21 protein-coding genes, 1 tRNA gene and 1 other RNA gene are annotated in these 26,515 nt (G+C 60.1%); 19 read left to right on the forward strand and 4 right to left on the reverse strand.

Annotated features, from left to right (window positions below):
- The first annotated feature begins 14 nt into the window (after positions 1-14).
- Both GUC32_RS00515 and GUC32_RS00520 read left to right on the forward strand, forming a co-directional pair.
- The gene (locus tag GUC32_RS00515) at positions 15-1,418 is read left to right on the forward strand and encodes a glycoside hydrolase family 1 protein (protein ID WP_025304827.1); all 1,404 of its coding nucleotides are present in this window, start codon (positions 15-17) and stop codon (positions 1,416-1,418) included.
- A 127-nt stretch (positions 1,419-1,545) separates the two neighbouring features.
- Positions 1,546-2,940 (forward strand): carbohydrate porin, encoded by a 1,395-nt coding sequence (locus GUC32_RS00520; protein ID WP_025304828.1) that lies wholly within the window; start codon positions 1,546-1,548, stop codon positions 2,938-2,940.
- Here the strand turns inward: GUC32_RS00520 and GUC32_RS00525 are convergent, their stop codons facing one another.
- A complete protein-coding gene (locus GUC32_RS00525; protein ID WP_025304829.1) occupies positions 2,941-3,540 on the reverse strand; it encodes an HD domain-containing protein in 600 nt (199 codons plus the stop codon).
- A 96-nt stretch (positions 3,541-3,636) separates the two neighbouring features.
- Here GUC32_RS00525 and GUC32_RS00530 point away from each other — a divergent pair, with 96 nt between their 5' ends.
- The 14 genes from GUC32_RS00530 (at position 3,637) to dppF (ending at position 19,062) form a co-directional block, all read left to right on the forward strand.
- Positions 3,637-4,101, forward strand: a complete 465-nt coding sequence (locus tag GUC32_RS00530; protein ID WP_025304830.1) for a MarR family winged helix-turn-helix transcriptional regulator — start codon at positions 3,637-3,639, stop codon at positions 4,099-4,101.
- A gap of 160 nt (positions 4,102-4,261) precedes the next feature.
- The gene (locus tag GUC32_RS00535; RefSeq protein ID WP_004934114.1) at positions 4,262-4,687 is read left to right on the forward strand and encodes an organic hydroperoxide resistance protein; all 426 of its coding nucleotides are present in this window, start codon (positions 4,262-4,264) and stop codon (positions 4,685-4,687) included.
- A 225-nt stretch (positions 4,688-4,912) separates the two neighbouring features.
- The gene (gene eptB, locus GUC32_RS00540; RefSeq protein ID WP_025304831.1) at positions 4,913-6,607 is read left to right on the forward strand and encodes a kdo(2)-lipid A phosphoethanolamine 7''-transferase; all 1,695 of its coding nucleotides are present in this window, start codon (positions 4,913-4,915) and stop codon (positions 6,605-6,607) included.
- Positions 6,608-6,730: 123 nt separating this feature from the next.
- Positions 6,731-7,321: a transcriptional regulator UhpA gene (uhpA, locus tag GUC32_RS00545; protein WP_025304832.1), complete on the forward strand. Its 591-nt coding sequence runs from the start codon at positions 6,731-6,733 to the stop codon at positions 7,319-7,321.
- Entirely contained in the window at positions 7,318-8,862 is a 1,545-nt protein-coding gene (gene uhpB, locus GUC32_RS00550) for a signal transduction histidine-protein kinase/phosphatase UhpB (protein ID WP_060434829.1), read from the forward strand. The genes uhpA and uhpB overlap by 4 nt, the downstream gene beginning before the upstream one ends.
- A 95-nt stretch (positions 8,863-8,957) precedes the next feature.
- Positions 8,958-10,289: an MFS transporter gene (locus GUC32_RS00555; RefSeq protein WP_049209000.1), complete on the forward strand. Its 1,332-nt coding sequence runs from the start codon at positions 8,958-8,960 to the stop codon at positions 10,287-10,289.
- 120 nt (positions 10,290-10,409) lie between these two features.
- A tRNA-Pro gene (locus GUC32_RS00560) sits at positions 10,410-10,486 on the forward strand.
- A 36-nt stretch (positions 10,487-10,522) separates the two neighbouring features.
- A non-coding RNA gene (locus GUC32_RS00565) (RtT sRNA) lies at positions 10,523-10,651 on the forward strand.
- Between the two features lie 424 nt (positions 10,652-11,075).
- On the forward strand, positions 11,076-12,767 hold the full coding sequence (locus GUC32_RS00570) for a glycosyl hydrolase family 18 protein (protein WP_197837325.1): 1,692 nt from the start codon (positions 11,076-11,078) through the stop codon (positions 12,765-12,767).
- 601 nt (positions 12,768-13,368) lie between these two features.
- Positions 13,369-14,976 carry a dipeptide ABC transporter periplasmic-binding protein DppA gene (gene dppA / locus GUC32_RS00575; RefSeq protein WP_025304836.1) on the forward strand — a complete coding sequence of 536 codons (1,608 nt, stop codon included), beginning with the start codon at positions 13,369-13,371 and terminating at the stop codon, positions 14,974-14,976.
- A 170-nt stretch (positions 14,977-15,146) separates the two neighbouring features.
- Positions 15,147-16,166, forward strand: a complete 1,020-nt coding sequence (gene dppB / locus GUC32_RS00580) for a dipeptide ABC transporter permease DppB (protein ID WP_038630050.1) — start codon at positions 15,147-15,149, stop codon at positions 16,164-16,166.
- A gap of 11 nt (positions 16,167-16,177) precedes the next feature.
- A complete protein-coding gene (gene dppC, locus GUC32_RS00585) occupies positions 16,178-17,080 on the forward strand; it encodes a dipeptide ABC transporter permease DppC (protein WP_025304838.1) in 903 nt (300 codons plus the stop codon).
- Positions 17,081-17,095: 15 nt separating this feature from the next.
- Positions 17,096-18,076, forward strand: a complete 981-nt coding sequence (gene dppD, locus GUC32_RS00590) for a dipeptide ABC transporter ATP-binding protein (protein WP_004934132.1) — start codon at positions 17,096-17,098, stop codon at positions 18,074-18,076.
- Positions 18,073-19,062 (forward strand): dipeptide ABC transporter ATP-binding subunit DppF, encoded by a 990-nt coding sequence (gene dppF, locus GUC32_RS00595; RefSeq protein ID WP_015376237.1) that lies wholly within the window; start codon positions 18,073-18,075, stop codon positions 19,060-19,062. The genes dppD and dppF overlap by 4 nt, the downstream gene beginning before the upstream one ends.
- A gap of 298 nt (positions 19,063-19,360) precedes the next feature.
- On the opposite strand, the gene bcsG is transcribed toward dppF, so the two are convergent.
- The 3 genes from bcsG to bcsE are packed head-to-tail and all read right to left on the reverse strand — an operon-like array spanning position 19,361 to position 22,771.
- The gene (gene bcsG / locus GUC32_RS00600; protein WP_043142279.1) at positions 19,361-21,016 is read right to left on the reverse strand and encodes a cellulose biosynthesis protein BcsG; all 1,656 of its coding nucleotides are present in this window, start codon (positions 21,014-21,016) and stop codon (positions 19,361-19,363) included.
- The gene (bcsF, locus tag GUC32_RS00605; RefSeq protein WP_004934139.1) at positions 21,013-21,216 is read right to left on the reverse strand and encodes a cellulose biosynthesis protein BcsF; all 204 of its coding nucleotides are present in this window, start codon (positions 21,214-21,216) and stop codon (positions 21,013-21,015) included. The genes bcsG and bcsF overlap by 4 nt, the downstream gene beginning before the upstream one ends.
- Positions 21,203-22,771 (reverse strand): cellulose biosynthesis protein BcsE, encoded by a 1,569-nt coding sequence (bcsE, locus tag GUC32_RS00610; RefSeq protein ID WP_043142277.1) that lies wholly within the window; start codon positions 22,769-22,771, stop codon positions 21,203-21,205. The genes bcsF and bcsE overlap by 14 nt, the downstream gene beginning before the upstream one ends.
- Positions 22,772-22,960: 189 nt before the next feature.
- Here bcsE and bcsR point away from each other — a divergent pair, with 189 nt between their 5' ends.
- Genes bcsR through bcsA form a run of 3 tightly spaced genes read left to right on the forward strand, consistent with a single transcriptional unit; the run spans position 22,961 to position 26,496 of the window.
- On the forward strand, positions 22,961-23,152 hold the full coding sequence (gene bcsR / locus GUC32_RS00615) for a cellulose biosynthesis protein BcsR (protein WP_043142275.1): 192 nt from the start codon (positions 22,961-22,963) through the stop codon (positions 23,150-23,152).
- Positions 23,153-23,155: 3 nt separating this feature from the next.
- Complete coding sequence (gene bcsQ, locus GUC32_RS00620; RefSeq protein WP_025304844.1) at positions 23,156-23,896, forward strand: cellulose biosynthesis protein BcsQ; 741 nt, start codon at positions 23,156-23,158, stop codon at positions 23,894-23,896.
- Positions 23,893-26,496 carry a UDP-forming cellulose synthase catalytic subunit gene (gene bcsA / locus GUC32_RS00625; protein ID WP_060434820.1) on the forward strand — a complete coding sequence of 868 codons (2,604 nt, stop codon included), beginning with the start codon at positions 23,893-23,895 and terminating at the stop codon, positions 26,494-26,496. The genes bcsQ and bcsA overlap by 4 nt, the downstream gene beginning before the upstream one ends.
- Positions 26,497-26,515: the final 19 nt, after the last annotated feature.

The raw sequence follows: 26,515 nt of genomic DNA on the forward strand, positions 1-26,515 counted from the left end.
TTGAGGAGCAAGCGATGAACGGCAAGTTTCCGCAACATTTTCTGTGGGGCGGCGCGGTAGCGGCGAACCAGGTAGAAGGCGCGTATCAGGCTGACGGCAAGGGGCTGTCGACCTCCGATCTGCAGCCGCAGGGCATCTTCGGCGCGATTACGCCGCGCATGGCGGGCGACAGCGGCATCAAGGACGTGGCGATCGATTTCTATCATCGTTATCCGGAGGACATCGCGCTGTTCGCCGAAATGGGCTTCAAGTGCCTGCGCACCTCGATCGCCTGGACGCGCATTTTTCCACAGGGCGACGAAGAGACGCCGAACGAAGCCGGGCTGGCGTTTTACGATCGGCTATTCGACGAGATGGCGAAATACGGTATTCAGCCGCTGATCACGCTGTCGCACTATGAGATGCCTTACGGTCTGGTGAAGCGCTACGGCGGCTGGGGCGATCGGCGCACCATCGATTTCTTCGAGCGCTATGCGCGCACCGTATTCGAACGTTATAAGCACAAGGTCAAACGCTGGCTGACCTTCAACGAAATCAACATGTCGCTGCACGCGCCCTTCACCGGGGTTGGCCTGCCGCAGGAGAGCGACAAGAGCGCCGTCTATCAGGCGATCCACCATCAGTTGGTGGCCAGCGCCAAAGCGGTGAAGGCCTGTCACGAGATCGTGCCGGAGGGCCAAATCGGCAACATGCTGCTGGGCGGCATTCTGTACCCGCTGAGCTGCAAGCCGGAAGATCTACTGGAAACCCAGCGGCAAAACCGCGACTGGCTGTTTTTCGGCGACGTGCAGGCGCGCGGCTATTACCCGGCCTATATGCAGCGCTTTTTCCGTGAAAACGGCATTCAGGTGACGATCACCGAGGAAGATCGGCAAACGCTGCGCGAAACCATCGACTTCATCTCGTTCAGCTATTACATGAGCGGCTGCGTCACCGCCGACCCGGAGCAGTACGAGACGGCGCGCGGCAACATTCTCGATATGGTGCCGAACCCGCACTTGGCCAGCTCGGAGTGGGGGTGGCAAATCGACCCGATCGGGCTGCGCTACCTGCTCAACGTGCTGTACGACCGCTATCAGAAGCCGCTGTTCATCGTCGAGAACGGGCTGGGCGCCAAAGACCGCGTCGAGGCGGACGGCAGTATCAACGACGACTACCGCATCAACTACCTCAATGACCATCTGGTGCAGGTGGCGGAAGCCATCGACGACGGCGTCGAGGTGATGGGCTACACCAGCTGGGGGCCGATCGATCTGGTCAGCGCCTCGAAGGCCGAAATGTCGAAGCGCTACGGCTTCATTCACGTCGACAGAGACGATGCCGGCAACGGCAGCCTCGAGCGCCGCCGCAAGAAGAGTTTCTACTGGTACCGCGATGTGATCCACAGCAATGGCGCCAGTCTGAAAGACCGACGGTAACCCTTCAGCCCGGCGGCAAGCGCCGGGCGTTAACCTAACGTTATTCGCTGCTGTTCATGATGGGAAATTCTCTCCCAGGGAATGCTGTTGCCCGCAGTCAGCCGTTATGCGGAGAAATATAATAATGATGAAAAGCTTATTACCTCGTTCCATGACCCTGGCGGCGCTGGCGCTGTGGTGCAGCCAGGCGCAGGCGGAAACGCTGCAAACCGGCAAGGACGTTGAAGCCCCCACCGCCAAATGGGAAGGGGTGGCGCTCGGTTTTGAACCGCCGCAGCCTGGGCTGTTGGGGGATATGCTGGGGATCAGGCCGATCCTGGAGGATCATGGCTTCCACTATAACCTCGGCTACCTCAGCCAGCTGTCGTATAACGCCGGCGGCGGTTACAACCACGATAAACAGGCGTCGTATATCGACCAATTTTCGCTGACCTTCAGCCAGGATTTGCAGGCGCTGACCGGCATTCCGGACGCGGCGATCGAAGGCAATATCGTCAACCGCAACCATGACAACAACCTGACCCGCGATCGGCTGCAGGATCCGCGCGTCGGCCTGACCGATCTGTCGCAAGAGAGCTATGGCGGACAGTCGATTACCCGGCTGGGTTGGTTGACCTTCAGCCGTTCTTTCCTCGACAGCCGGCTGCAGTGGCGCATCGGCATGATGAACAAGGTGCAGGATTTCGATCAGATCATCCCCTGCGATTTTCAGACGCTGACGCTGTGCGGCGGCAAGTCCGCCAACTCGTTGACCTGGTACAACTGGAACGTGCATTACTGGGGCACCACGCTGCAGTACAAGCTGACCGATGGCCTGACGCTCAAGGGCGGCGTGATGGAGCAGAACCCGAGCGCCCCCAGCCGCAGCCACGCCTGGAGTTGGTCCACCAAGGGCAGCAAAGGCTTCCTGTTGCCGATGGAGCTGGAGCTGAAAACCCACGCCGTCAACCAGCTGCCGGGGGTGTATAACCTGGGCGTGCTGTTCACCAACGCGCGCCAGAGCGATCTTTATGAAGGGGTGTCCGGCGGGCCGGGCGCCAGCGATCCGCAGGGCTATCGCAACCACGATCGCACCTGGTTCCTGTATACCGGTTTCAACCAGCAGGTGACGCGCCATGCGGATGACGTCAACCGCGGCTTGAGCGTGTTTTACAGCCTGGGGCTGGGAGATCAGCGCAGTAACTACCTGCACTGGTCTACCTCGACCGGCATTCGCTATCGCGGGCTGTTCGATGCGCGGCCGGACGACTGGCTGGGGCTCGGCGTCTCGGTGGTGAAACTGAGCGACCGCTATAAAGACAATCAGCGGTATCTCAACCAGATGAGCGGCATCAGTGATTATCACGATCCGAACTACCGGCCAGTGCCGGGCCACTCGGTGACGGCGGAGCTGTATTACCGCGTTAACGTCACGCCGTGGCTACAGCTGCAGCCGGGCCTGCAGTACTGGCATCACCCGGCGGGCGTCAGCGAGACGCAGGACGCCTGGGTGACGGCGTTGAAAACGGTGGTGACCTTCTGATCAGGCCGCGTCGCTCTCGCGGTAGCGCCGGCGGGCGTGTTCGAACCAGCTGGCCGGCACGTTGTGCGGTGGTTGCTGCAACCTGAGCAGCCCCTGTTCAACGATATGGCTGGCCTGGCGCCACAGCGTCGGGTCGCCTTCGGTCAGCACCTCCAGCAGGCGCTGTTTCTCGATCAGGTAGGTCTGGGCGAAGTGGCTGTCGTAGTCCAGCAGCGAGCGGGTGTTGTCGATTAGGTCCGCCAGCTTGATGGTTTTGGCCTGCGGCGACGCGCCGGCGCTGTGGCGCCGATCGCGGTTTTTACGCTCGAAGCGGTTGCCGTCCTCGGCGTGGCTGACGTTGGTCAACATCCGCACCAGTTCCGCCACTTTTGGCCCAAAGTGGCTGTCGATATCGCCGAGGGTGGTGGGTGTGTCTTCCACCGTATCATGCAGCCAGGCGGCCGCCAGCATCTCTTCGGTGTGCGGCACGCTGCGCACCAGCTCCATCACCGCCTGCGGGTGGACGATATACGGATCGTCGGTGTATTTGCGGCGCTGATCGATGGCCGCATGCGCCTTGGTGGCGTAGCGGCGCGCGCGTTCTACAAGCGTGTTCGTCATTTCCTTTCCCTCCGAGCATCCTCTGCATAAAAAAAGGTAGCATACCTCACAAGAAATAGCTTGCGATTACATCGTGCGCTATCTATATTCGTACGCATGAAAAGCACCGATACCGAACAACCCAAGGCGAAGAACCTGCTACAGCTCGATCAGCAGCTCTGTTTCGCGCTGTACTCCGCCAACCTGGCGCTGCACAAAGTCTACCGCAAGCTGTTGAGTCAGCTCGAACTCACCTACCCGCAATACCTGGTGATGATGGTGCTGTGGGAACGCGATCGGGTGACGGTATCGGATATCGGTGAGCGGCTGTTCCTCGATTCCGCCACGCTGACGCCGCTGCTGAAGCGGCTGGAAACCGCCGGTTTGCTGGTGCGCTATCGCGCCACCACCGACGAGCGGCAGGTGATCATCGCACTTACCGAAGCCGGCCGCGCGCTGCGCGAGCGGGCGCAATCGGTGCCCGAGGCGGTGATGTGCGCCACCGACTGCAGCCTGGACGAGATCGTCTCGCTCAAACAGCAGCTGGAAAAGCTGCGCGGCAGCCTGATCGATCAGATTTGACCCACCGCCGCCAGACGCAAGAACGGCACGGGTGGTCTACACTGGTTAATAAGTGTCAAAAATAAGTAGTGCGCGATTTAATCGCAAAAGATAAATATGTGACCGGCTTTACCTCGTGGAAGCCGTAGTCATCTCGCCAACCAGCAAGAAGGAATGAACGATGTCTATTGAGAAAGTGGTTTACCGCGCTCACGCCACCGCAACCGGCGGCCGCGACGGCCGTGCGACCTCCTCCGACGGCGTGTTGGACGTGAAATTGGGCGTGCCGAAAGAGATGGGCGGCGCCGGCGGCGAAGTTACCAATCCCGAGCAGCTGTTCGCTGCCGGTTACTCGGCCTGTTTCCTCGGCGCGTTGAAGTTTGTCGCGGCGAAGGAAAAGGTCAAAATCCCGGCCGAAGCCAAGATCGACGGCACCGTCGGCATCGGTGAGATCCCGAACGGCTTCGGCATCGAAGTGCAGCTGGATATCTCGCTGCCGGGCATCGAGCGCAGCGTGGCGGAAGATCTGGTGAAAAAGGCGCACGTGGTGTGCCCATACTCCAACGCTACCCGTGGAAATATCGATGTGACTCTGAACGTTAAGTAAGATTTTTGCCGAAATATGGAAAAAATGGAGGGTTTGTCCCTCCATTTTCTTGCGTGCCCTGCCTGAAAATCGTTCAAAAAAACGGTAAATTTTGTCCGTTTTGTGAGAATTCTCTTGATTATTACCCGCAAAATAACGCTTATTGCCGGTTGGCTGAACCAGAAGCCGCAATCAGTGTCTGACTGAGTCAGAACCGCTACACCGCCCCCGGAGCCACCGCGTTACATGAACAAAGTTAAATCGCTATCGCAGCAGAATTTATCGTTATTGTTAGCGATCTATATCGGCATCTTTCTCAACCTGTCCGTTTTCTATCGCCGTTTTGATTCGTTGGCGCATGGCATTCAGGGGATTAAGCTTATTTCGGCGGTGACGGAAGTCATCGCTATCGTCCTGTTCACATTCTTCATCATGCGGCTGGTATCGCTCGGCGGCCGGCTGTTTTATCGCATCGTCGCCTCGCTGCTGGTGTTGATTTCGGTGGCTGCCAGCTACTACATGACGTTTTTCAACGTGGTGATTGGCTACGGCATCGTGGTGTCGGTGATGACCACCGACATCGATCTGTCGAAAGAGGTGGTTGGCCTGCACTTTGTGCTGTGGATGGTGGCGCTCAGCGCCTTGCCGCTGCTGCTGATCTGGAAAAACAGCCTGCGTTACACCCTGATCGAACAGCTGAAAACCCCCGGCCATCGCATCAAACCGCTGCTGGTCTTGCTGGCGGTGGTGGCGTTGGTCTGGCTGCCGCTGCGCATGCTGGACGATGAGCAAAGCGTGCAAGAGAAGCTCTCCAACGTCGATCTGCCGAGCTACGGCGGCGTGGTAGCGCACTCGTATCTGCCGTCCAACTGGCTGTCGGCGCTGGGGCTGTTTGCCTACACCCGCTATGACGAAAGCCAGGACCAGAGCACGATGTTCGATCCGGGCAAACACTTCACTTATGTACCACCGGCGGATATCGACGATACCTACGTGGTGTTCATCATTGGTGAGACCACGCGCTGGGATCACATGGGCATGCTGGGCTATGAGCGTGATACCACGCCGCGGCTGTCTAAAGAGAAGAATCTGGTGGCGTTCCGCGGCGAGTCGTGTGACACCGCTACCAAGCTGTCGCTGCGCTGCATGTTCGTGCGCGAAGGCGGCACCGAAGACAACCCGCAGCGCACGCTGAAAGAGCAGAACGTGTTCGCGGTGCTGAAGGATCTGGGCTTCTCTTCCGAGCTGTTCGCCATGCAGAGCGAGGTGTGGTTCTACAACAACACCGAGGTGAACAACTATTCGTTCCGCGAGATGATCGCATCCGAGAAGCGCAACGACGGTAAGGCGGTCGACGATATGCTGCTGGTGGACGAAATGAAGGAGTCGCTGGCGCGTTATCCGAAGGGCAAACACCTGGTGATCCTGCATACCAAAGGCTCGCACTACCTGTACTCGCAGCGCTATCCGCGCAGCTATGCGCGCTATCAGCCGGAGTGCATGGGGGTGGATGATTCGTGCACCAAGGCCCAGTTGATCAACGCCTTCGACAATACGGTGCTGTATACCGACAGCTTTATCAGTAATGTGATCGACCAGGTGCGGGACAAGAAGGCCATCGTGTTCTATGCCGCCGATCACGGCGAATCGATCGGTGAGAATACGCACCTGCACGGCACGCCGCGCGAAATGGCGCCGCCGGAGCAATTTCGCGTGCCGATGATCGTGTGGGCGTCGGACAAGTTCCTCGAAAACCCGCAGCACCTCAGCGCCTTTGAGCAGCTGCAGGCGCAGCAGCGCATCGGCAAAACGCATCGCCATGTCGAGCTGTTTGACACCCTCCTTGGCTGCCTCGGATACACGTCTCCCGATGGCGGCATCGTGGATAAAAACAACTGGTGCCATCTGCCACAGGATAAAACGGCGCCAGCCCGTCTGTGATCCCTCCCGCCGGGTGCCTGCCTTGCGCACCCGGTAATTTCACCCAATACATTCTCTTCATCAATTATTCCGGTGTGTGCATACGGTATACTTGCGCACTTCCCCTTCTAACCGGAGATTTCCATGACCCTGCGCGTGGCGTTTATCGACGATCATGACATTGTGCGTTCGGGCTTTGTGCAGCTGCTGTCGCTGGAGGCCGATATTCAGGTGGTGGGCGAGTTCAGCAGCGCGGCGCAGGCGCGCGCCGGCCTGCCGGGGCTGGAGACGGAAATCTGCATTTGCGACATTTCGATGCCGGACGGCAGTGGGCTGGATCTGCTGGCGGACATTCCTTCCGGCATCCGCGTGGTGATGCTGTCGATGCACGATAACCCGGCGCTGGTGGAAATGGCGCTGGAACGCGGCGCCAGCGGTTTCCTCTCCAAGCGTTGCAAACCGGAAGATCTGATCACCGCGGTGCGCACCGTCGCCGGCGGCGGCGTCTACCTGATGCCGGAAATCGCGCAGCAGTTGGCGCGGGTGAAGGTGGATCCATTGACCCGCCGCGAGCGCGAGATCGCGCTATTGCTGGCGCAGGGCCAGGAGGTGCGCGAGATCGCCGCCGCCTTGGGGCTGTCGCCGAAGACGGTGCATGTGCATCGCGCCAACCTGTTCGCCAAGCTGGGCATCACCAACAACGTTGAGCTGGCCAGACGGATGCTGAACCTGTGACGCAGCGTCTGATCACCCAGTTGGCGCTGTTCTTCATCTATGCCGCCAGCGCGTTTTGCCTGTGGGGCATCGGCACCGCGCTGATCGACCCGCCCTGGCAGGCGCTGCTGTTGTTCCCGTTTGGCCTGCGCATGGGCATTTTGCTGCAGAGCCCGTACCGTTTCTGGCCGGGGATCCTGCTGGCCGACCTGCTGCTGATGGCGCTGCTGGCGGACCAGTTCGGTTACGGCCCGGCGCTGTGGGCGTCGGTGGCGGTGCTGGTGCTGACGGTGCTGCTCAGCCTGCTGGCCTCGCCGTGGCTGTTGCGCCATCAGCAGAGCGACAGCGAATGGCGATGGCCGCTGTTGCAGGGCGCGGTGGTGGCCACCGCCGCCTTGCTGCAGGCGCTGGTGTGGCAGCTGGTGAGCGGCGAAGGCGCCCGTGCGCTGCTGCTCGGCCTGACCGGCGGTTTCACCATCGCGCCGACCTGCCTGCTGTTGTGGCACTATCTGGCACGCCAAATCTGGGTGCCGCTGGAGCCGGGACTGATCCACAAGCCGGTGGAGCTGCGTCTGGGCCACCTGGCCAGCTATCTGCTGCTGTTTGCATTCAGCATCTGGCTGCAGCAGCAGGTGAACGCCGCCGAGCTGCGGCGTTTCGCACCGTTCTGCCTGGCCATTCCTATCGTGTTCATGTCTTATCGCTATGGCTGGCAGGGCGCGTTGTTGGCGACGCTGCTCAACGGCGTGGCGCTGATGGTCAACGAGCCGCCGCAGCCGGAGTCGCACCGCGATCTGCTGCTGTCGCTGCTGGCTCAAAGCCTGACCGGGCTGCTGCTGGGCGCCGGCATTCAGCGCCAGCGCGAACTGAATCAACAGCTGCGGCTGCGGCTGGCGGAGAACCGCCAGCTGGCGCGGGCGCTGGTGACGGCGGAGGAGCAAACCCGGCGCGAGGTGGCGCGCGAGCTGCACGATGAAGTGGGGCAGACCATCACCGTGATCCGCACCCAAGCCAGCATCGTCAAACGCCTGGCGCCGGAACCGGCGGTGATCGGCTGCGCCGACACCATCGATGCGTTGGCGCTGCGGGTCTACGACGGGGTGCACGACGTGCTGACCCAGCTGTGGCCGGCGGCGCTGAACAACCTGCCGCTGTCGGCGGCGGTGGCGGCGATGCTGCGGGAATCGCTGCCGCAGGACGCGTCACTGGTGAGCAGCCTGCAGTGGCAGGTACCGGACGAGCTGCTGGATGAAACGCTGAAAATCACGCTGTACCGGGTGTGTCAGGAAGGAGTGACCAATGTGTGCCGCCACGCCGGCGCCAGCCGCCTGGAGCTGGACGCACGCCTGCAGCCGCGCAAAGGCGCCGCGCCGCTGATCGCCCTGACCATCCGCGACAACGGCGTGGGCTTCGAGGCGGAAAACCATCAGCCGGGGTATGGCCTGCGCGGCATGCAGGAGCGCATCAGCGCCCTCGGCGGCAGCCTGCGGCTCACCTCGGAGCGGGGCGCCTGTTTGAGTGTGATCTTGCCCACAGTTTCACCGGAGCAAGCGCAAAACTAGGAAAAACTCCTAACTGCGTCGGGAATCCGGCGTAAGCCTCCCGCGCGCGCGGGGAGCATCATAGCGGCACTTTATTCAATCCTCTGAGGTTCCACATGTGGTCTTTCCTTAAAAGCCGCTCGGACGCGCCGCAGGTCACCGATCAACGGCAGATCGACGCCAGCTACAAATACTGGCGCATCCAGCTGATGTGCACCATGTACATCGGCTACGCTGCGTTTTACTTCACGCGCAAAAGCTTCAACTTCATCATGCCGGCGATGCTGAGCGATCTGGGTCTGACGATGTCCGACGTCGGTATCCTCGGCACGCTGTTCTACATCACCTACGGCTGCTCGAAATTCATTTCCGGCATGATCAGCGATCGCTCCAACCCGCGTTACTTTATGGGGTTGGGCCTGATCATGACCGGGGTGCTGAATATCTTCTTCGGCCTCAGCTCGTCGCTGCTGATGCTGGGCACGCTGTGGATCCTCAACGCCTTCTTCCAGGGTTGGGGGTGGCCGCCGTGCTCCAAAATCCTCACCAGCTGGTATTCGCGTTCCGAGCGCGGCAGTTGGTGGGCGATCTGGAACACCTCGCACAACGTCGGCGGCGCGCTGATCCCGCTGCTGGTGGGCTTTATCTCGCTGCACTTCAGCTGGCGTTACGGCATGATCATTCCTGGCATCATCGGCGTGGTGCTCGGCCTGCTGATGTGCTGGCGCCTGCGCGACAAGCCATCCACCCTGGGGTTGCCGAGCGTCGGCAAATGGCGTAACGACGCCATGGAGCTGGTGCAGGAATCGGAAGGCCAGGGGCTGAGCAACCGCGAGATCATCAAACGCTACGTGCTGACCAACAAGTACATCTGGCTGTTGGCGGTCTCTTACGTGCTGGTGTACATCGTGCGCACCGCGATCAACGACTGGGGCAACCTCTACCTGACGCAGGAAAAGGGCTATTCGCTGATGACCGCCAACTCGGCCATCTCGCTGTTTGAAGTGGGCGGTTTTATCGGTTCACTGGTGGCCGGTTGGGGCTCCGACAAGCTGTTCCGCGGCAACCGCGGCCCGATGAACCTGATTTTCGCCATCGGTATCTTCCTGTCGGTGGCGGCGCTGTGGCTGATGCCGGGCGTGACCTACCTGCTGCAGGCCTGCTGCTTCTTCGCCATCGGCTTCTTCATCTTCGGCCCGCAGATGCTGATCGGCATGGCGGCGGCGGAGTGCTCGCACAAGGATGCGGCGGGCGCGGCGACCGGTTTCGTCGGCCTGTTCGCCTACCTGGGCGCAGCGCTGTCCGGCTATCCGATTGCGCGAGTGATGGAAGTCTGGCACTGGAACGGCTTCTTCGTGGTGATTTCCATCGCCGCCTGCCTGTCGGCGCTGTTCCTGCTGCCGTTCCTGCGTGCGCAGACGCCGGCGCTGAAACCGGCCAAGGCCTGAGTAAAATTCGCTGCGCAGCCCCCGGCGCAGCGCATTATGGCGCTTTTATCATCACTTGAAATGCAGGGGAAAAAAAGTGATTGACGCCTATAACCGCCAGCAGTAAGATGCGCCCCGCATCGGCGAGTAGCGCAGCTTGGTAGCGCAACTGGTTTGGGACCAGTGGGTCGGAGGTTCGAATCCTCTCTCGCCGACCACCATTCGAAAAACCTGCTTTTTAAAGCAGGTTTTTTTTCGCCCGTAGTTTATGAGGATGAGTACCTCCGCAGGAGGTTCGAGCCTCGCGAAGCGAGACAACGTTGCTTTAGCAACGGCCCGCAGGGCGCGCATCAAAGATGCGCGTAATCCTCTCTCGCCGACCACCATTCGAAAAACCTGCTTTTTAAAGCAGGTTTTTTTTCGCCTGTCGTTTATGAGGATGAGTACCTCCTCGCTACGACCGGCTTCGCTTTATGGCGTGCCTCAATCTGCCGTCCTCGTGAAATATATTTATCCTTTACGCTTAATTAATTCACATTCCTTATTCCCATTAGGTTCTTATTTTCATGTTTAAATAAATTCATGCTTGCCAAATAAAACCCGATTGATAGCGCTCTTGTTTTCACGTTTTTTTTACCTATAGTCTAAATGGACAACGCGGGAACTCTTATTCCCGTCGCGTGGGAAATACCGTGATTATTTATTAACGTTAATCTTCGTGGATTATTGCGGAATTTTTTCGCTTCGGCAATGCGTAGCGACGATTAACTCTTTTATGTTTATCCTCTCGGAATAAAGGAATCAGTTATGCGCAAATTTAATAAACCGCTGTTGGCGCTGTTGATCGGCAGTACGCTGTGTTCCGCGGCGCAGGCCGCCGCGCCGGGCAAGCCGACCATCGCCTGGGGCAACACCAAGTTCGCCATTGTCGAAGTCGATCAGGCGGCCACCGCTTATAATAATCTGGTGAAGGTAAAAAATGCCGCCGACGTTTCTGTCTCCTGGAATTTATGGAATGGCGACACCGGCACGACGGCAAAAATTTTATTAAATGGCAAAGAGGCGTGGAGCGGCCCTTCAACCGGTTCTTCCGGTACGGCGAATTTTAAAGTGAATAAAGGCGGCCGTTATCAAATGCAGGTGGCATTGTGCAATGCCGACGGCTGCACCGCCAGCGACGCCACCGAAATTGTGGTGGCCGACACCGACGGCAGCCATTTGGCGCCGTTGAAAGAGCCGCTGCTGGAAAAGAATAAACCGTATAAACAGAACTCCGGCAAAGTGGTCGGTTCTTATTTCGTCGAGTGGGGCGTTTACGGGCGCAATTTCACCGTCGACAAGATCCCGGCGCAAAACCTGACCCACCTGCTGTACGGCTTTATCCCGATCTGCGGCGGCAATGGCATCAACGACAGCCTGAAAGAGATCGAAGGCAGTTTCCAGGCCTTGCAGCGCTCCTGTCAGGGCCGCGAGGACTTCAAAGTCTCGATCCACGATCCGTTCGCCGCGCTGCAAAAAGCGCAGAAGGGCGTGACCGCCTGGGATGACCCTTACAAGGGCAACTTCGGCCAGCTGATGGCGCTGAAGCAGGCGCATCCTGACCTGAAAATTCTGCCGTCGATCGGCGGCTGGACGCTGTCCGACCCGTTCTTCTTCATGGGCGACAAGGTGAAGCGCGATCGCTTCGTCGGTTCGGTAAAAGAGTTCCTGCAAACCTGGAAGTTCTTCGACGGCGTGGATATCGACTGGGAGTTCCCGGGCGGCAAAGGCGCCAACCCTAACCTGGGCAGCCCGCAAGACGGGGAAACCTATGTGCTGCTGATGAAGGAGCTGCGGGCGATGCTGGATCAGCTGTCGGCGGAAACCGGCCGCAAGTATGAGCTGACCTCCGCCATCAGCGCTGGCAAGGACAAGATCGACAAGGTGGCTTACAACGTTGCGCAGAACTCGATGGATCACATCTTCCTGATGAGCTACGACTTCTATGGCGCCTTCGATCTGAAGAACCTGGGGCATCAGACCGCGCTGAATGCGCCGGCCTGGAAACCGGATACCGCCTACACCACGGTGAACGGCGTGAATGCGCTGCTGACGCAGGGCGTCAAGCCGGGCAAGATCGTCGTCGGCACCGCCATGTATGGCCGCGGCTGGACCGGGGTGAACGGCTACCAGAACAACATTCCGTTCACCGGTACCGCCACCGGGCCGGTTAAAGGCACCTGGGAGAATGGCATCGTGGACTACCGCCAAATCGCCAGCCAGTTCATGAGCGGCGAGTGGCAGTATACCTACGACGCCACGGCGGAAGCGCCTTACGTGTTCAAACCTTCCACCGGCGATCTGATCACCTTCGACGATGCCCGCTCGGTGCAGGCCAAAGGCCAGTACGTGTTGGATAAGCAGTTAGGTGGCCTGTTCTCCTGGGAGATCGACGCGGACAATGGCGATATTCTTAACAGCATGAACGCCAGCCTGGGCAATAGCGCCGGCGTTCAATAATCGGTTGCAGTGCGTTGCCGGGGGATATCCTTTCGCCCCCGGCTTTTTCGCAGCCGAAAGTTTTTTTACGCCGCACAGATTGTGGGCCTGCCCGGTGCAAAACGCGCTCATCGGACTCACCCTTTTGGGTAATCCTTCAGCATTTCCTCCTGTCTTTAACGGCGATCACAAAAATAACCGTTCAGATATTCATCATTCAGCAACAAAGTTTTGGCGTTTTTTAACGGAGTTAAAAACCAGTAACTTTGTTAGGGTCAGACCAATGCGCTAAAAATGGCCGCTTAGCATAAATTTTCATGCTGGAACTGTTAACAAAAGGTTTTTTTTATGTTTGTTTGCTGTTTCTCACAGTCTGCGTAAATCCCCACTGGTTATATTGACGACACCCCAAACAGTTGGCAACTTGATAGCCTCAGGGGTAAGAGCGAGAGTTGTTTGAGTGAATTCCACGCGCTCAGACGTCCCCGCCGCGATGCGTTCCATCCGGCATTCTCTCCTCGTACGCCTTCTGCCTTCGGGCGCCGATCGCACAGGCCACGCAATAAAAAATACAGGTCTGGCGGCAATTACACACATCACATCACACAATGGAGCACTAACGATGACACGTTCCTTGGGTAAATCGGGGATTCTGAAATTCGGTATTGGGCTGATCGCGCTGACCGTGGCGGCCAGCGTACAGGCCAAGACGTTGGTTTACTGTTCTGAAGGTTCCCCGGAAGGGTTCAACCCGCAGCTGTTTACCTCCGGCACCACCTACGACGCCAGCTCGGTACCGATCTACAACCGCTTGGTCGAATTCAAAATCGGCACCACCGAACTGCAGCCGGGCTTGGCTGAGAAGTGGGACGTCAGCGAAGACGGCAAAACCTACACCTTCCACCTGCGCAAAGGCGTGAAGTGGCAGAGCAACAAAGACTTCAAACCGACGCGCGATTTCAACGCCGACGACGTGGTGTTCTCCTTTGAGCGCCAGTTGGATGCGAACAACGCCTACCACAAAGTGTCCGGCGGCAGCTACGAATACTTTGAAGGCATGGACATGCCTAAGCTGATCGCCAAGATTGAAAAAGTGGACGACAACACCGTGCGCTTCGTGCTGAACCGCCCGGAGGCGCCGTTCCTGGCTGACCTGGGCATGGACTTCGCGTCCATCCTGTCCGCCGAATACGCCGACGTGATGATGAAAGCCGGCACGCCGGAGAAAGTCGACCTGAATCCGATCGGCACCGGTCCGTTCCAGCTGCTGCAATACCAGAAAGACTCCAAGATCCTGTACAAGGCATTCGACGGTTTCTGGGGCACCAAGCCGAAGATCGATCGCCTGGTGTTCTCCATCACGCCTGACGCCTCCGTGCGCTACGCCAAACTGCAGAAAAACGAATGTCAGGTGATGCCGTACCCGAACCCGGCCGATATCGCCCGCATGAAGCAAGACAAGTCCATCAACCTGATGGAACAGCCGGGCCTGAACGTGGGTTACCTGTCGTTCAACGTCGAGAAAAAGCCGCTGGATAACCTGAAGGTGCGCCAGGCGTTGACCATGGCGGTCAACAAGCAGGCGATCATCGACGCGGTTTATCAGGGCGCGGGCCAGGCGGCCAAGAATCTGATCCCGCCAACCATGTGGGGCTATAACGACGCGGTGCAGGATTACGCTTACGATCCGGCCAAGGCGAAAGAGTTGCTGAAAGAAGCGGGCATGGCCGACGGTTTCAGCATCGACCTGTGGGCGATGCCGGTACAGCGTCCTTACAACCCGAACGCACGCCGCATGGCGGAAATGATCCAGGCCGACTGGGCCAAGATCGGCGTGAAAGCCAAAATCGTGACCTATGAGTGGGGTGAATACCTCAAGCGCGCCAAAGCGGGCGAGCACCAGACGGTGATGATGGGCTGGACCGGCGACAACGGGGATCCGGATAACTTCTTCGCCACGCTGTTCAGCTGCGCGGCGGCGAAAGACGGCTCCAACTACTCCCGCTGGTGCTACAAGCCGTTTGAAGATCTGATTCAACCGGCGCGCGCCGAATCCAACCACGACAAGCGCATCGAACTGTACAAACAGGCGCAGGTGGTGATGCACGATCAGGCTCCGGCGCTGATTGTCGCACACTCCACCGTGTACGAGCCTGTGCGTAAGGAAGTGAAAGGCTACGTCGTGGATCCGCTCGGTAAGCATCACTTCGAGAATGTCTCTGTAGACTGATTTCGACCGCTTTACCGGAGACGCACGAATGGACTTGCAGGGGCGCAACAGGTTTGAGCCCCTGCTGACCAGTCTCCGGCGTATGGCCGTCGAATCGTTCAAAGGCATGTGAGCGTTAATAAGCCTGGCGGACGATGAGCTGCCGGGCATTGATACAGAGAGTTCGGGATATGTTGCAGTTCATACTCCGACGTTTGGGGTTAGTTATCCCAACGTTTATCGGCATTACATTGCTGACTTTTGCATTCGTCCATATGATCCCCGGCGACCCGGTGACCATCATGGCCGGGGAACGCGGTATCTCCGCCGAGCGCCACGCGCAGCTGATGGCGGAAATGGGGCTGGACAAGCCGCTTTATCAACAATATTTCTCCTACGTGTCCAACGTGCTGCACGGCGATCTGGGCACCTCACTCAAAAGCCGCATCTCCGTCTGGAGCGAGTTCGTTCCGCGCTTTCAGGCCACGCTGGAGCTGGGCTTCTGCGCGATGCTTTTCGCGGTGCTGGTAGGCATCCCGGTCGGGGTGCTGGCGGCGGTCAAACGTGGCTCGGTCTTCGATCATACTGCGGTGGGCATCTCGCTGACCGGCTATTCGATGCCGATTTTCTGGTGGGGCATGATGCTGATCATGCTGGTGTCGGTGCAGCTTAACCTGACGCCGGTGTCGGGGCGCATCAGCGACACGGTATTCCTTGACGACAGCCAGCCGCTGACCGGCTTTATGCTGATAGACACCCTGATCTGGGGCGAGCCGGGCGACTTTATCGACGCGGTGATGCACATGATCCTGCCGGCCATCGTGCTGGGCACCATCCCGCTGGCGGTGATCGTGCGCATGACCCGTTCCTCGATGCTGGAGGTGTTGGGTGAAGACTACATTCGCACCGCCCGCGCCAAGGGCGTGAGCCGTATGCGGGTGATCGTCGTCCACGCGCTGCGCAACGCGCTGCTGCCGGTGGTGACGGTGATCGGGCTGCAGGTCGGCACCATGCTGGCCGGCGCCATTCTGACCGAAACCATCTTCTCCTGGCCGGGGCTGGGCCGCTGGCTGATCGACGCGCTGCAGCGCCGCGATTACCCGGTGGTGCAGGGCGGGGTGTTGCTGGTCGCCTGTATGATCATTCTGGTTAACCTGCTGGTAGACGTGCTCTACGGCGTGGTCAACCCGCGTATTCGCCACAAGAAATAAGGGGCGCTCTCATGTCTCAAATCACTGAGTCTGCAGTTAAAGGTGCGCCGAAGCCAATGACCCCGTTTCAGGAGTTCTGGCACTATTTCAAGCGCAATAAAGGGGCCGTGGTCGGCCTGGTGTATATCGTTCTGATGCTGGTGATCGCGCTCGGCGCCGGCGTGCTGGCGCCGCATGCGCCGGCGGACCAGTTCCGCGATGCTCTGCTCAAGCCGCCGGTGTGGCAAGAGGGTGGCAGCTGGCAATATATCCTCGGCACCGACGACGTGGGCCGCGACGTCCTGTCGCGCCTGATGTACGGTGCACGGCTGTCGCTGTTGGTCGGCTGCCTGGTGGTAGTGCTGTCGCTGATCATGGGCGTGATATTCGGCCTGCTGGCCGGTTACTTCGGCGGCGTGGTGGACGCGATTATCATGCGCGTCGTCGACATCATGCTGGCTCTGCCGAGCCTGCTGCTGGCACTGGTACTGGTGGCGGTATTCGGGCCGTCGATCGTTAACGCTTCGCTGGCGCTGACCTTCGTCGCCCTGCCGCACTATGTACGTTTGACGCGCGCGGCGGTGCTGGTGGAGGTCAACCGCGACTACGTCACCGCATCGCGGGTGGCGGGCGCCGGCGCACTGCGCCAGATGTTCGTCAATATTCTGCCTAACTGCCTGGCGCCTTTGATCGTGCAGGCTTCTCTCGGTTTCTCGAACGCCATTCTGGACATGGCCGCGCTCGGCTTTCTGGGCATGGGCGCGCAGCCGCCGACGCCGGAGTGGGGCACCATGCTCTCCGACGTGCTGCAGTTCGCGCAAAGTGCCTGGTGGGTGGTGACCTTCCCCGGCGTGGCGATCCTGCTGACGGTGCTGGCATTCAACCTGATGGGGGACGGTTTGCGTGACGCTCTCGACCCCAAACTCAAGCAGTAACAGAGGACGAGAGAGATGGCGTTATTGAATGTAGACAAGCTTTCGGTGCACTTCGGTGACGAAGGCACCCCGTTCCGCGCGGTAGACCGCATCAGTTACAGCGTGGAGCAAGGTCAGGTGGTCGGCATCGTCGGTGAATCCGGCTCCGGCAAATCCGTCAGTTCGCTGGCGATCATGGGCCTGATCGATTTCCCCGGCAAGGTGATGGCCGACAAGCTGGAGTTCAACGGCCAGGATCTGCGCAAGATCTCCGAAAAAGAGCGCCGCCAGCTGGTGGGCTCCGAAGTGGCGATGATCTTCCAGGATCCGATGACCAGCCTGAACCCGTGCTATACCGTCGGTTATCAGATCATGGAGGCGCTGAAGGTGCATCAGGGCGGCAATCGCCGCACTCGCCGCCAGCGTGCTATCGACCTGCTGACCCAGGTGGGCATTCCGGATCCGGCTTCGCGGCTGGACGTATACCCGCACCAGCTTTCCGGCGGCATGAGCCAGCGCGTAATGATCGCCATGGCCATCGCCTGTCGGCCGAAGCTGCTGATCGCCGATGAGCCGACGACCGCGCTCGACGTGACCATCCAGGCGCAGATCATCGAGCTGTTGCTGGACCTGCAGCAGCGCGAAAACATGGCGCTGCTGCTGATCACCCACGATCTGGCGCTGGTGGCGGAAGCCGCGCATCACATCATCGTGATGTACGCCGGCCAGGTGGTGGAATCCGGCAAGGCGGCGGAGATTTTCCGCGCGCCGCGCCACCCGTACACCCAGGCACTGCTGCGCGCGCTGCCGGAGTTTGCCGCCGACAAGGCGCGGTTGGCTTCGCTGCCGGGCGTGGTGCCGGGCAAATACGATCGCCCGACCGGCTGCCTGCTCAATCCGCGTTGTCCGTACGCCAACGAGCGCTGCCGTAACGAGGAGCCGGAACTGCGCAGCATTCCCGGCCGTCAGGTTAAATGTCACACACCGCTGGATGATGCGGGGAGGCCGACCGTATGAGCCAGAATCAACCTTTACTGCAGGCGATTGACCTGAAGAAGCATTACCCGGTGAAAAAGGGCCTGTTCGCGCCGGAGCGGCTGGTCAAGGCGCTCGACGGTGTGTCCTTCACCCTGGAGCGCGGCAAAACGCTGGCGGTGGTCGGCGAATCGGGCTGCGGCAAATCGACGCTCGGCCGCCTGCTGACGATGATCGAAGTGCCGACCGGCGGCGAGCTGTACTACCAGGGGCAGGATCTGCTGAAGCCGGACGTCTCGGCCGAGAAACTGCGACGCCAGAAGATCCAAATCGTGTTCCAGAATCCTTACGGATCGCTCAACCCGCGCAAGAAGGTCGGGCAGATCCTCGAGGAGCCGCTGTTGATCAACACGTCGCTCAGCGCCGCCGAACGGCGGGAAAAAGCGCTGGAGATGATGGCGAAGGTCGGCCTGAAGACCGAACATTATGACCGCTACCCGCACATGTTCTCCGGCGGCCAGCGCCAGCGTATCGCCATTGCCCGCGGGCTGATGCTGAATCCGGACGTGGTGATCGCCGATGAACCGGTGTCGGCATTGGACGTGTCGGTGCGCGCGCAGGTGTTGAACCTGATGATGGATCTGCAGCAGGAGCTGGGGCTGTCCTATGTGTTTATCTCGCACGATCTGTCGGTGGTGGAACACATCGCCGACGAGGTGATGGTGATGTACCTCGGTCGCTGCGTGGAAAAGGGCAGCAAAGAGGCGATCTTCAACAACCCGCGTCATCCGTACACTCAGGCGCTGCTGTCGGCGACGCCGCGGTTAAACCCGGATATGCGCCGCGAGCGCATCAAATTGACCGGCGAGCTGCCCAGCCCGATGAATCCGCCGCCGGGCTGTGCGTTCAATGCCCGCTGCCGCCGCGCTTTTGGCACCTGCGTACAGCTGCAGCCGCAGCTCAAACAGTACGGTGAGCAGATGGTGGCCTGCTTTGCGGTCGATCAGGACGAACATCCGGGGGCGTAAGGCGTCGAACGTCATCGCTTAAATTCACGCCGGCATCACGCCGGCGTTTTTTATTACTCAATCAAAGGGTTAGTCAGTAAACGATCGCGACAACCCATTTTTTAAATTATTCCCTTAACGTCATTCTGACAAATCGTTATTTTTTTAAGAATCTTCGCATGAAAATAATAATCGAATAATAGAATTCAATGGTTTGTTGTTAATAACATTCTGTCGGTCGAGCTGTTTCGCCATTTCTATTATAAAACCCTAATAAAAAAGCACGCCGGCGGCGTGCTTTAGGTTGATGAGGTCGCGCTTATTGCGGATAAGGCACCCAGTCGCCGCCGTTCAGGCGAATGTAAGGCTTGCCCTGATATTGCATCACGATAGCGTTGTCGTTTTCGGAGATGACCGGGGTCTGCGGCAGCGCCTGCGTCAGTGTCTGCCAATCGACGCTGGATTCGCTGAAGACCTTGCCGTCCACCAGGCGCGACACCAGTTCAGACAGCGCCAGATAGCTGCTCGGCGTTTTGATCTGCAGTGGACTGCCCTGATGCGGTGCCTTCATGCCCACCAGTTTGATGCCGACCGGCGTATGGGTGATGTTCGGGCTGGGGATATCGCGCAGGCCGGACATCTGCATCTTGTCACCCACTAACGCCGCCCCGTGTTCCGGCACGATCACCACCACCACTTTGCGGCCGGATTTTTCCAGCTGATCGAGGAAGGTGTTCAGCTGATCGAACAGCTTCTGCGCGCGTGGCTGATAGTCGGCGCTCTTGTTGGCGCCGACGAAGCGGTTGCCGTCGTGCAGCGGGATGACGTTGAAGAAGGTAGCGGTGCGGCCGTCGCCGCCTTTTTGCTGCTGATCCAGCCAGCGGGTCAGCAATTCGAGATCGTTATAAATCGGCTCACCGTCGAACGACGTCAGCTCGTTGCCGATGCCGGCCTGCGACATTAACGGCGCCTGCATGTCGCCCTGTTCACGCAGCTCTTTCAGGTAGTTGCCGAATACCCCGGAGTGATCGAGCATCAGCTGTTCCTTGAAGCCGAGTTTTGTCAGGTTGTCGAACAGGTAACACTGCTGGTTCACCGGCTGGTACAAATCATGATGCGAAAGCTGGCCGCAGCTGGCGCGCAGCAACCGTATCGAGGCCGGGCCGCTGTAGGCGGTGGCCGAATTGAAGCTGTCGAACATGATATCCATCTTCGACCACAGCGGATGATTCTGCAGGTTGACCGCGTCCATATCGGCCCAGGCCAGCGAACAGATGTTGATCACCAGCAGATCGAACGGCTGGGCGTCGGCGGGCAAGGTGGTCGGGAACGCGGTGGCGCGGCCTTTTTCCCGGTCGTAGAACTGGTTCAGGTAGGCCGTCAGGTTGGCGCTGGTCGGCGGCAGGCTGTCCGCCGGCGCAGCGTCCCCCGCCGCCGGCGCGGCCGTGGCCGGCGTATTGGCGCTGCCGGCCGAGGCTGTGGAGGTCGCGGGCAGCAGTGAGACCGCCGGCCCGGCAATGTTGACGATATTGAGCCACACCAGCGCCGCCACGGTGAATACGGTGACGCGCACCCATTGCGCGACGAACAGGTAGGCGATAAACAGTACGAAGGCCGCGCCGATCATCTGCCAGTTGATAAAGCGGTTGACCAGTTCCAGCAGATACTGGGCGCTGAAGCCGGCCAGCTGCGACCCCTGGCTGAGAATGCTGTTGATGCCCGGCAGCCAGGTGTCGTGGTAGAACAAGGCGATGCCGATCGGGATGGCGAGGTAGTGGCGCCAGCGATGCAGGCGTTGCGAAGGGATCGGCATCAGCAGAAACGCCATGAACACCAGGTTCGGCAGCGCGTGGAAATTCAGGTAGCCGAACCACAGCAGGGCGAATTTAGCCAGAAAATAAAGGTTCCAGCCACCCAGCCCACGCCAGTAGCGCCACAGAGCGTTATCGGATTGCGTATTCGAGTTTCGATTCATGGCTGCTTCTTACGTTTAATCTGAGATGAGGAGCCAGTGCGCACCCACAAACCGGCGGATTTCAAATAGCGCGGCGATAACAACAGGTTTTGCCAGTATTGACGCAAATGCGGAAAACGCCGGTGAAAGGCGTAACCCAGCGGAATGAAGATCAGCGCGCACAGCAGGATCAGTTGCACGATATCGTTAAGGTTCAGCATGCGGTTCCTCCTGCGGGTCAAGCGACAGCGTGAAGGCGACCGGCTGCCGCCGTTCCACGGGTTCCTCGGCCACCGCCACGCTGGGGCGCGGCGCGGCGCCGGCGGTACCGGTAGCCGAAAGCTGCCAGTGCCCCTGGGCCATGCGTTTGATTTCCGAAACGATATCGACGTCCTGGTGCCACACCACCCGGTTGCTGAAGGCTTCATCCACCGGCAGGCGGAAGATGAACTTCAGCGCGGTATCCAGATCGTTGATGCGGCAGGTGGACAGGAACAGCACCAGCCGCCCCTGCACCACGGTCATCACGTCGCCGAACCGCCGCAGGTGGCACAGGGTCATCGCCTGTTCGGCGCGTAGGCCGGTGGCCGGGCGCAGCGCCACCATCACGCCTTTGCCGTCCTCAGGCAGCAGCGTGTTGCCCATCAGCGAAAGCACCGCCTGGCTGAACGCCTCCGGCCGCATATAGCCTTTGAGCTGCAGCGGGCGCAAACCGGCCAGCAACGCATCGATGTCGGCGGGCACATGGCGAGAGAAACGCTGCCCCTGGATGCCCTCGAGCATGGTGAGAAAACGCGACAGCGGCGCGACGTGCGGCACGATCAGATTGGCGCCGCAGGCCAGCAGCAGCCGTTCGTCACTGTAGCGCAGGCTGGCGCTCATCTCGCGCACCGCGATTTTCAGGCCGCTGCCGCGGCTGCGTCGCAGGGTGTGGATCTGGTGCGCCAGGTGATCGATTTGGTCGCTTTGATACAACGCGAAAATCAACGTTGCCGAGAGTCTCAGCATGCCGTGCTGCGCCAGTTCGTCGTTGCTCTCCAACAGCTGCCAGTTGGCGGACAGCGGCGGCGCGCCCTCCAGAATGCTGCGTTCGGCCAGATACTGACCTTCGTCGCTGCGCAAGGCGGTGGGGGAGGGTTGACTATTTTCATCCTCGCCCTGCCAGCCGCGTTGCGCGGCGTACAACGTCAGCAGTTGATTGGCGTTGATGCCGTTTTCGGTGCTCCACCAGTTCACCAGATATTGCGCGCTGTCCTGCTGCCATTGCAGGCTGGATAGGCCGTTCAGGATACGATGCTGTGCGCTGAGCTGCCCTTTAAGCTTATTGATGCCGCCGCCGTGGCTGAGGATCAACAGCGTGCAGCCCTGCCGCCGCAGCCAGGCGGCGAGGGTACGTGTCCACTCGCGCAGCTCTTCGGTGGTGAAGGTTTGCCACAGGCTGGCGTGGGCCAGCAGGATAAGCAAGCGATTCTGCGGCCGCAGGGCGCGCATCAGATCGTCGCTCAGCTGCGTCAGCGCGGCTTTTTTCTCTGGTAATTGATACAGCGGCAGCTTTTGCAAAGCGGGCGAAGCCAGCTCGGCCAGCAGGCTTTCGGGTTTGTCGCCGCTGCAGATCAGGGCGACTTTGTGAGTGGCCGGCTGGGCGGCGATCACCTGGCGACACAGCAACGCGGCGTCGCTTTGCCTGTCGATATTGATCCAATAGAGCCCCGGAGCCTGCATCACCGAGAGCTCTTCCCAAATCTGCCGAATGCCTAGAGAAAAAGAGTGCGCCATAGGATGTGTTCTACTTTCGTTGAAAGCCGACTAAAGGCGTTTATATTTAAAGATAGCCATTTTTACTCTGGCAATAACAAATATCCGACGCTATTCGGCAATATTTGTTGAGAATCATCTTATTGCCTGTCTCTTTTTGTATCGTTGCTATAGTTAATTAACATAGCCTATTTTCGCCAAGGCGGAAGAATGAATAACGCACCTACCCATTTTCGTGCAGCGGCGCCTGGGGAGAGCCAGGATGACCTGCAGGCGCTCAGCCAGGCTTTTTCATTGCCGAAATTAAGCTATGTCGATATTTCGCGGCAGGAGCGGCTAACGCACATGATGACGCGCTGGTCACTGTTGGCCGAATTGGCGCAGACTGTGGGGAGCCATTGATCTATGCCGGTGATCGCGCTGCAAGGGCTGCGGGGTGGGATGGGGACGACGTCGGTCACGGCGGCGCTCGCCTGGGCGTTGCAGCAGCTGGGTGAGTCGGTGTTGGCGATCGATTTCACGCCGGATAATCTGCTGCGCTTGCATTTCAACACGCCGTTCGAACTGGCACGCGGCTGGGCCCGCGCGGAGCAGGACGGCGGCGGTTGGCAGGAAGGCGCGCTGCGTTATTGTGAAAACCTTGATTTTCTGCCGTTTGGCCGCCTGAATGCGGCGGAACGGCTGGAAGTGCAGCGTCAGTGTCAGCAGCTGCCCGAACGCTGGCGCGACAACCTGCGCCAACTGAGCGCCGGCGATCCGCAGCGCTGGATCCTATTGGATGTTCCGATCGGGGACGGCGCTCTGGCGCAGCAGGCGCTGCAGCTAGCCGACAGCGTGTTCATGCTGTTGAACCCCGACGCCAACTGCCAGGTACGGCTCCATCAGCAGACGCTGCCGAACGACTGCCGGTTCCTGGTCAATCACTACTCCTCCGCCAGCCAGCTGCAGCAGGATTTGCATCAGCTGTGGCTGCAAACCCTGAGCGGTCTGTTGCCGGTGGTGATCCACCGCGATGAAGCGCTGGCGGAAGCGCTGGCGGTCAAACAGCCGCTGGGCGAGTACCGCCCCGAGAGTCTGGCGGCGGATGAAGTGCTGACGCTGGCCAACTGGTGCCTGATCAACCTCAAACGGGGTGTTGCGCCATGAGCCGGGTGCTGAGCCTGCTGCTGGTGCCGCCGGTGCGTCAGGCGGTGCAGGCGCGCTACCGCGGCTATCGCCGCAACGGCGCGTCGGCGCTGACCGCGTTTTTTGCCACGTTGCTGGTGGCGCTGGGGTGGATGCTGCTGCGCTTTGAATCACCGGCCTGGCAGCGTGTGCGTACCGGCCGCGCTTACTGGTTCCCGCATCTGTCCGCCGAACGCCCACGCCCGGCGGATGCGCTGCGCTATCTGCTGCAGGGCCTGTGGCTACTGCTGTTCCGCAGCGGCCGCGCGCCAGTGCAGCGTGACTATTTCGCTGGGTGGCGTCGGCTGCAGCAGCGCTACGCCGATTGGCTGCAGGGCCTGCCGCAGCGGCTGAAAAACGCCGGCGTGGAACAGCGTTCGGTAGAGCGCCTCGGCCGCATGAACCGCGGCATGCGACGCGCGCTGTTTATTCTGGTCGGCGTGCTGGCGGCGATCCTCGCCATGCTGTGCATCTCGCAACCGTTCGATCTGTCGGCGCAATTCGTGTTCGTCGTGCTGCTGTGGGGGATCGCGATGGTGGTGCGCCGGGTGCCGGGGCGCTTGCCTGCGCTGATGCTGATCGTGCTGTCGCTGACCGTCTCCTGCCGTTACCTGTGGTGGCGCTATACCGCCACGCTGAACTGGGACGATCCACTTAGCCTGGTGTGCGGCCTGTTGCTGTTGGTGGCGGAAACTTACGCCTGGGTGGTGCTGGTGCTGGGCTATTTCCAGACTATCTGGCCGCTTAATCGCCAGCCGGTGCCGTTGCCCGCTGACAGCGCGACCTGGCCAACCATCGATTTGATGGTGCCGACTTACAATGAGGACCTCGGGGTGGTGAAGCCGACCGTCTATGCGGCGCTGGGCATCGACTGGCCGAAGGAAAAGGTGAATATCTATATCCTTGATGACGGTAATCGCCCCGAATTCCGTGCGTTCGCCGCCGAAGTGGGGGTGAAATACATCGCCAGGCCGACCCACGAACATGCCAAGGCCGGCAACATCAACAACGCGTTGAAGCAGGCCACCGGCGAGTTCGTGGCGATTTTCGACTGCGACCACGTGCCGACGCGCTCTTTCCTGCAGCTGACCATGGGCTGGTTCTTCAAAGACAAAAAGCTGGCGATGCTGCAGACCCCGCACCACTTCTTCTCGCCGGATCCGTTCGAGCGCAACCTGGGGCGTTTCCGCCAGACGCCCAACGAGGGCACCTTGTTCTACGGGCTGGTGCAGGACGGCAACGACATGTGGGACGCCACCTTCTTCTGCGGCTCTTGTGCCATCTTGCGCCGCAGCGCGCTGGACGAGATCGGCGGCATCGCGGTGGAAACCGTCACCGAAGACGCCCACACCTCGCTGCGTTTGCACCGGCGCGGGCATACCTCGGCCTATATCCGCATTCCGCAGGCTGCCGGGCTGGCGACCGAAAGCCTGTCGGCGCACATCGGCCAGCGCATTCGCTGGGCGCGCGGCATGGTGCAGATCTTCCGGCTCGACAACCCGCTGCTGGGCAAGGGGCTGAAACTGGCGCAGCGCCTGTGCTACGCCAACGCCATGCTGCACTTCCTGTCGGGCATTCCGCGGCTGATCTTCCTCACCGCACCGCTGGCGTTTTTGCTGCTGCATGCCTACATCATCTTCGCGCCGGCGCTGGCGATCGCGCTTTATGTGCTGCCACACATGATCCACGCCAGCCTGACCAACTCGCGTATCCAGGGGAAATACCGCCATTCGTTCTGGAGCGAAATCTATGAAACGGTGCTGGCCTGGTATATCGCGCGGCCGACCACGGTGGCGCTGTTCAATCCGCACAAGGGCAAATTCAACGTCACCGCCAAGGGCGGGCTGGTGGAGGAGGAGCACGTAGACTGGGTGATCACCCGACCTTATATGTTCCTGGTGATCCTTAACCTGGCCGGGCTGGCGTTCGGCGCCTGGCGGCTGGCCTATGGCCCGACGGACGAGGTGATGACGGTGATCATCAGCCTAGTGTGGGTGCTGTACAACATGACCATTCTCGGCGGCGCGGTGGCGGTGGCGGTAGAGGCCAAGCAGGTGCGTCAGGCGCACCGCGTGGAGATCGCCATGCCGGCGGCGATCGCGCGTGCCGACGGCCACCTCTACCCCTGCACGCTGCGCGATTACTCCGACGGCGGCGTGGGCATTGAGATGCGAGTGGAAAACGCGTTGAAAGACGGCGACAAAGCCTCGCTGCTGCTCAAGCGTGGCCAGCAGGAGTACAGCTTCCCCTGCGTGGTGACGCGCGCCTTCGGCAACAAGGTGGGGGTGCGTCTGGTCAGTCTCTCTACCCGTGAACACATCGATTTCATTCAGTGCACCTTCGCCCGCGCCGATACCTGGGCGCTGTGGCAGGACGGGTTCCCTGAAGACCGGCCGATCGAAAGCCTGCGCGACGTGCTGGCGCTGGGCTTCCGGGGCTATGTGCGCATGGCGGACTACGCGCCGCCGCTGGTGCGCGGTTTGCTGGTCGGGGTCACGTCGCTGACCGCCTGGGTCGTGTCGTTTATTCCGCGCGGCGTCGGCAGGGATCCGACCTTGGGTCAACAAGAAACAGTGGGTTAGCTGCGAGTTCAACCGCCCG

It is taken from the genome of Serratia sp. NGAS9 (genome assembly GCF_009905295.1).
Lineage (GTDB): Bacteria > Pseudomonadota > Gammaproteobacteria > Enterobacterales > Enterobacteriaceae > Serratia > Serratia bockelmannii.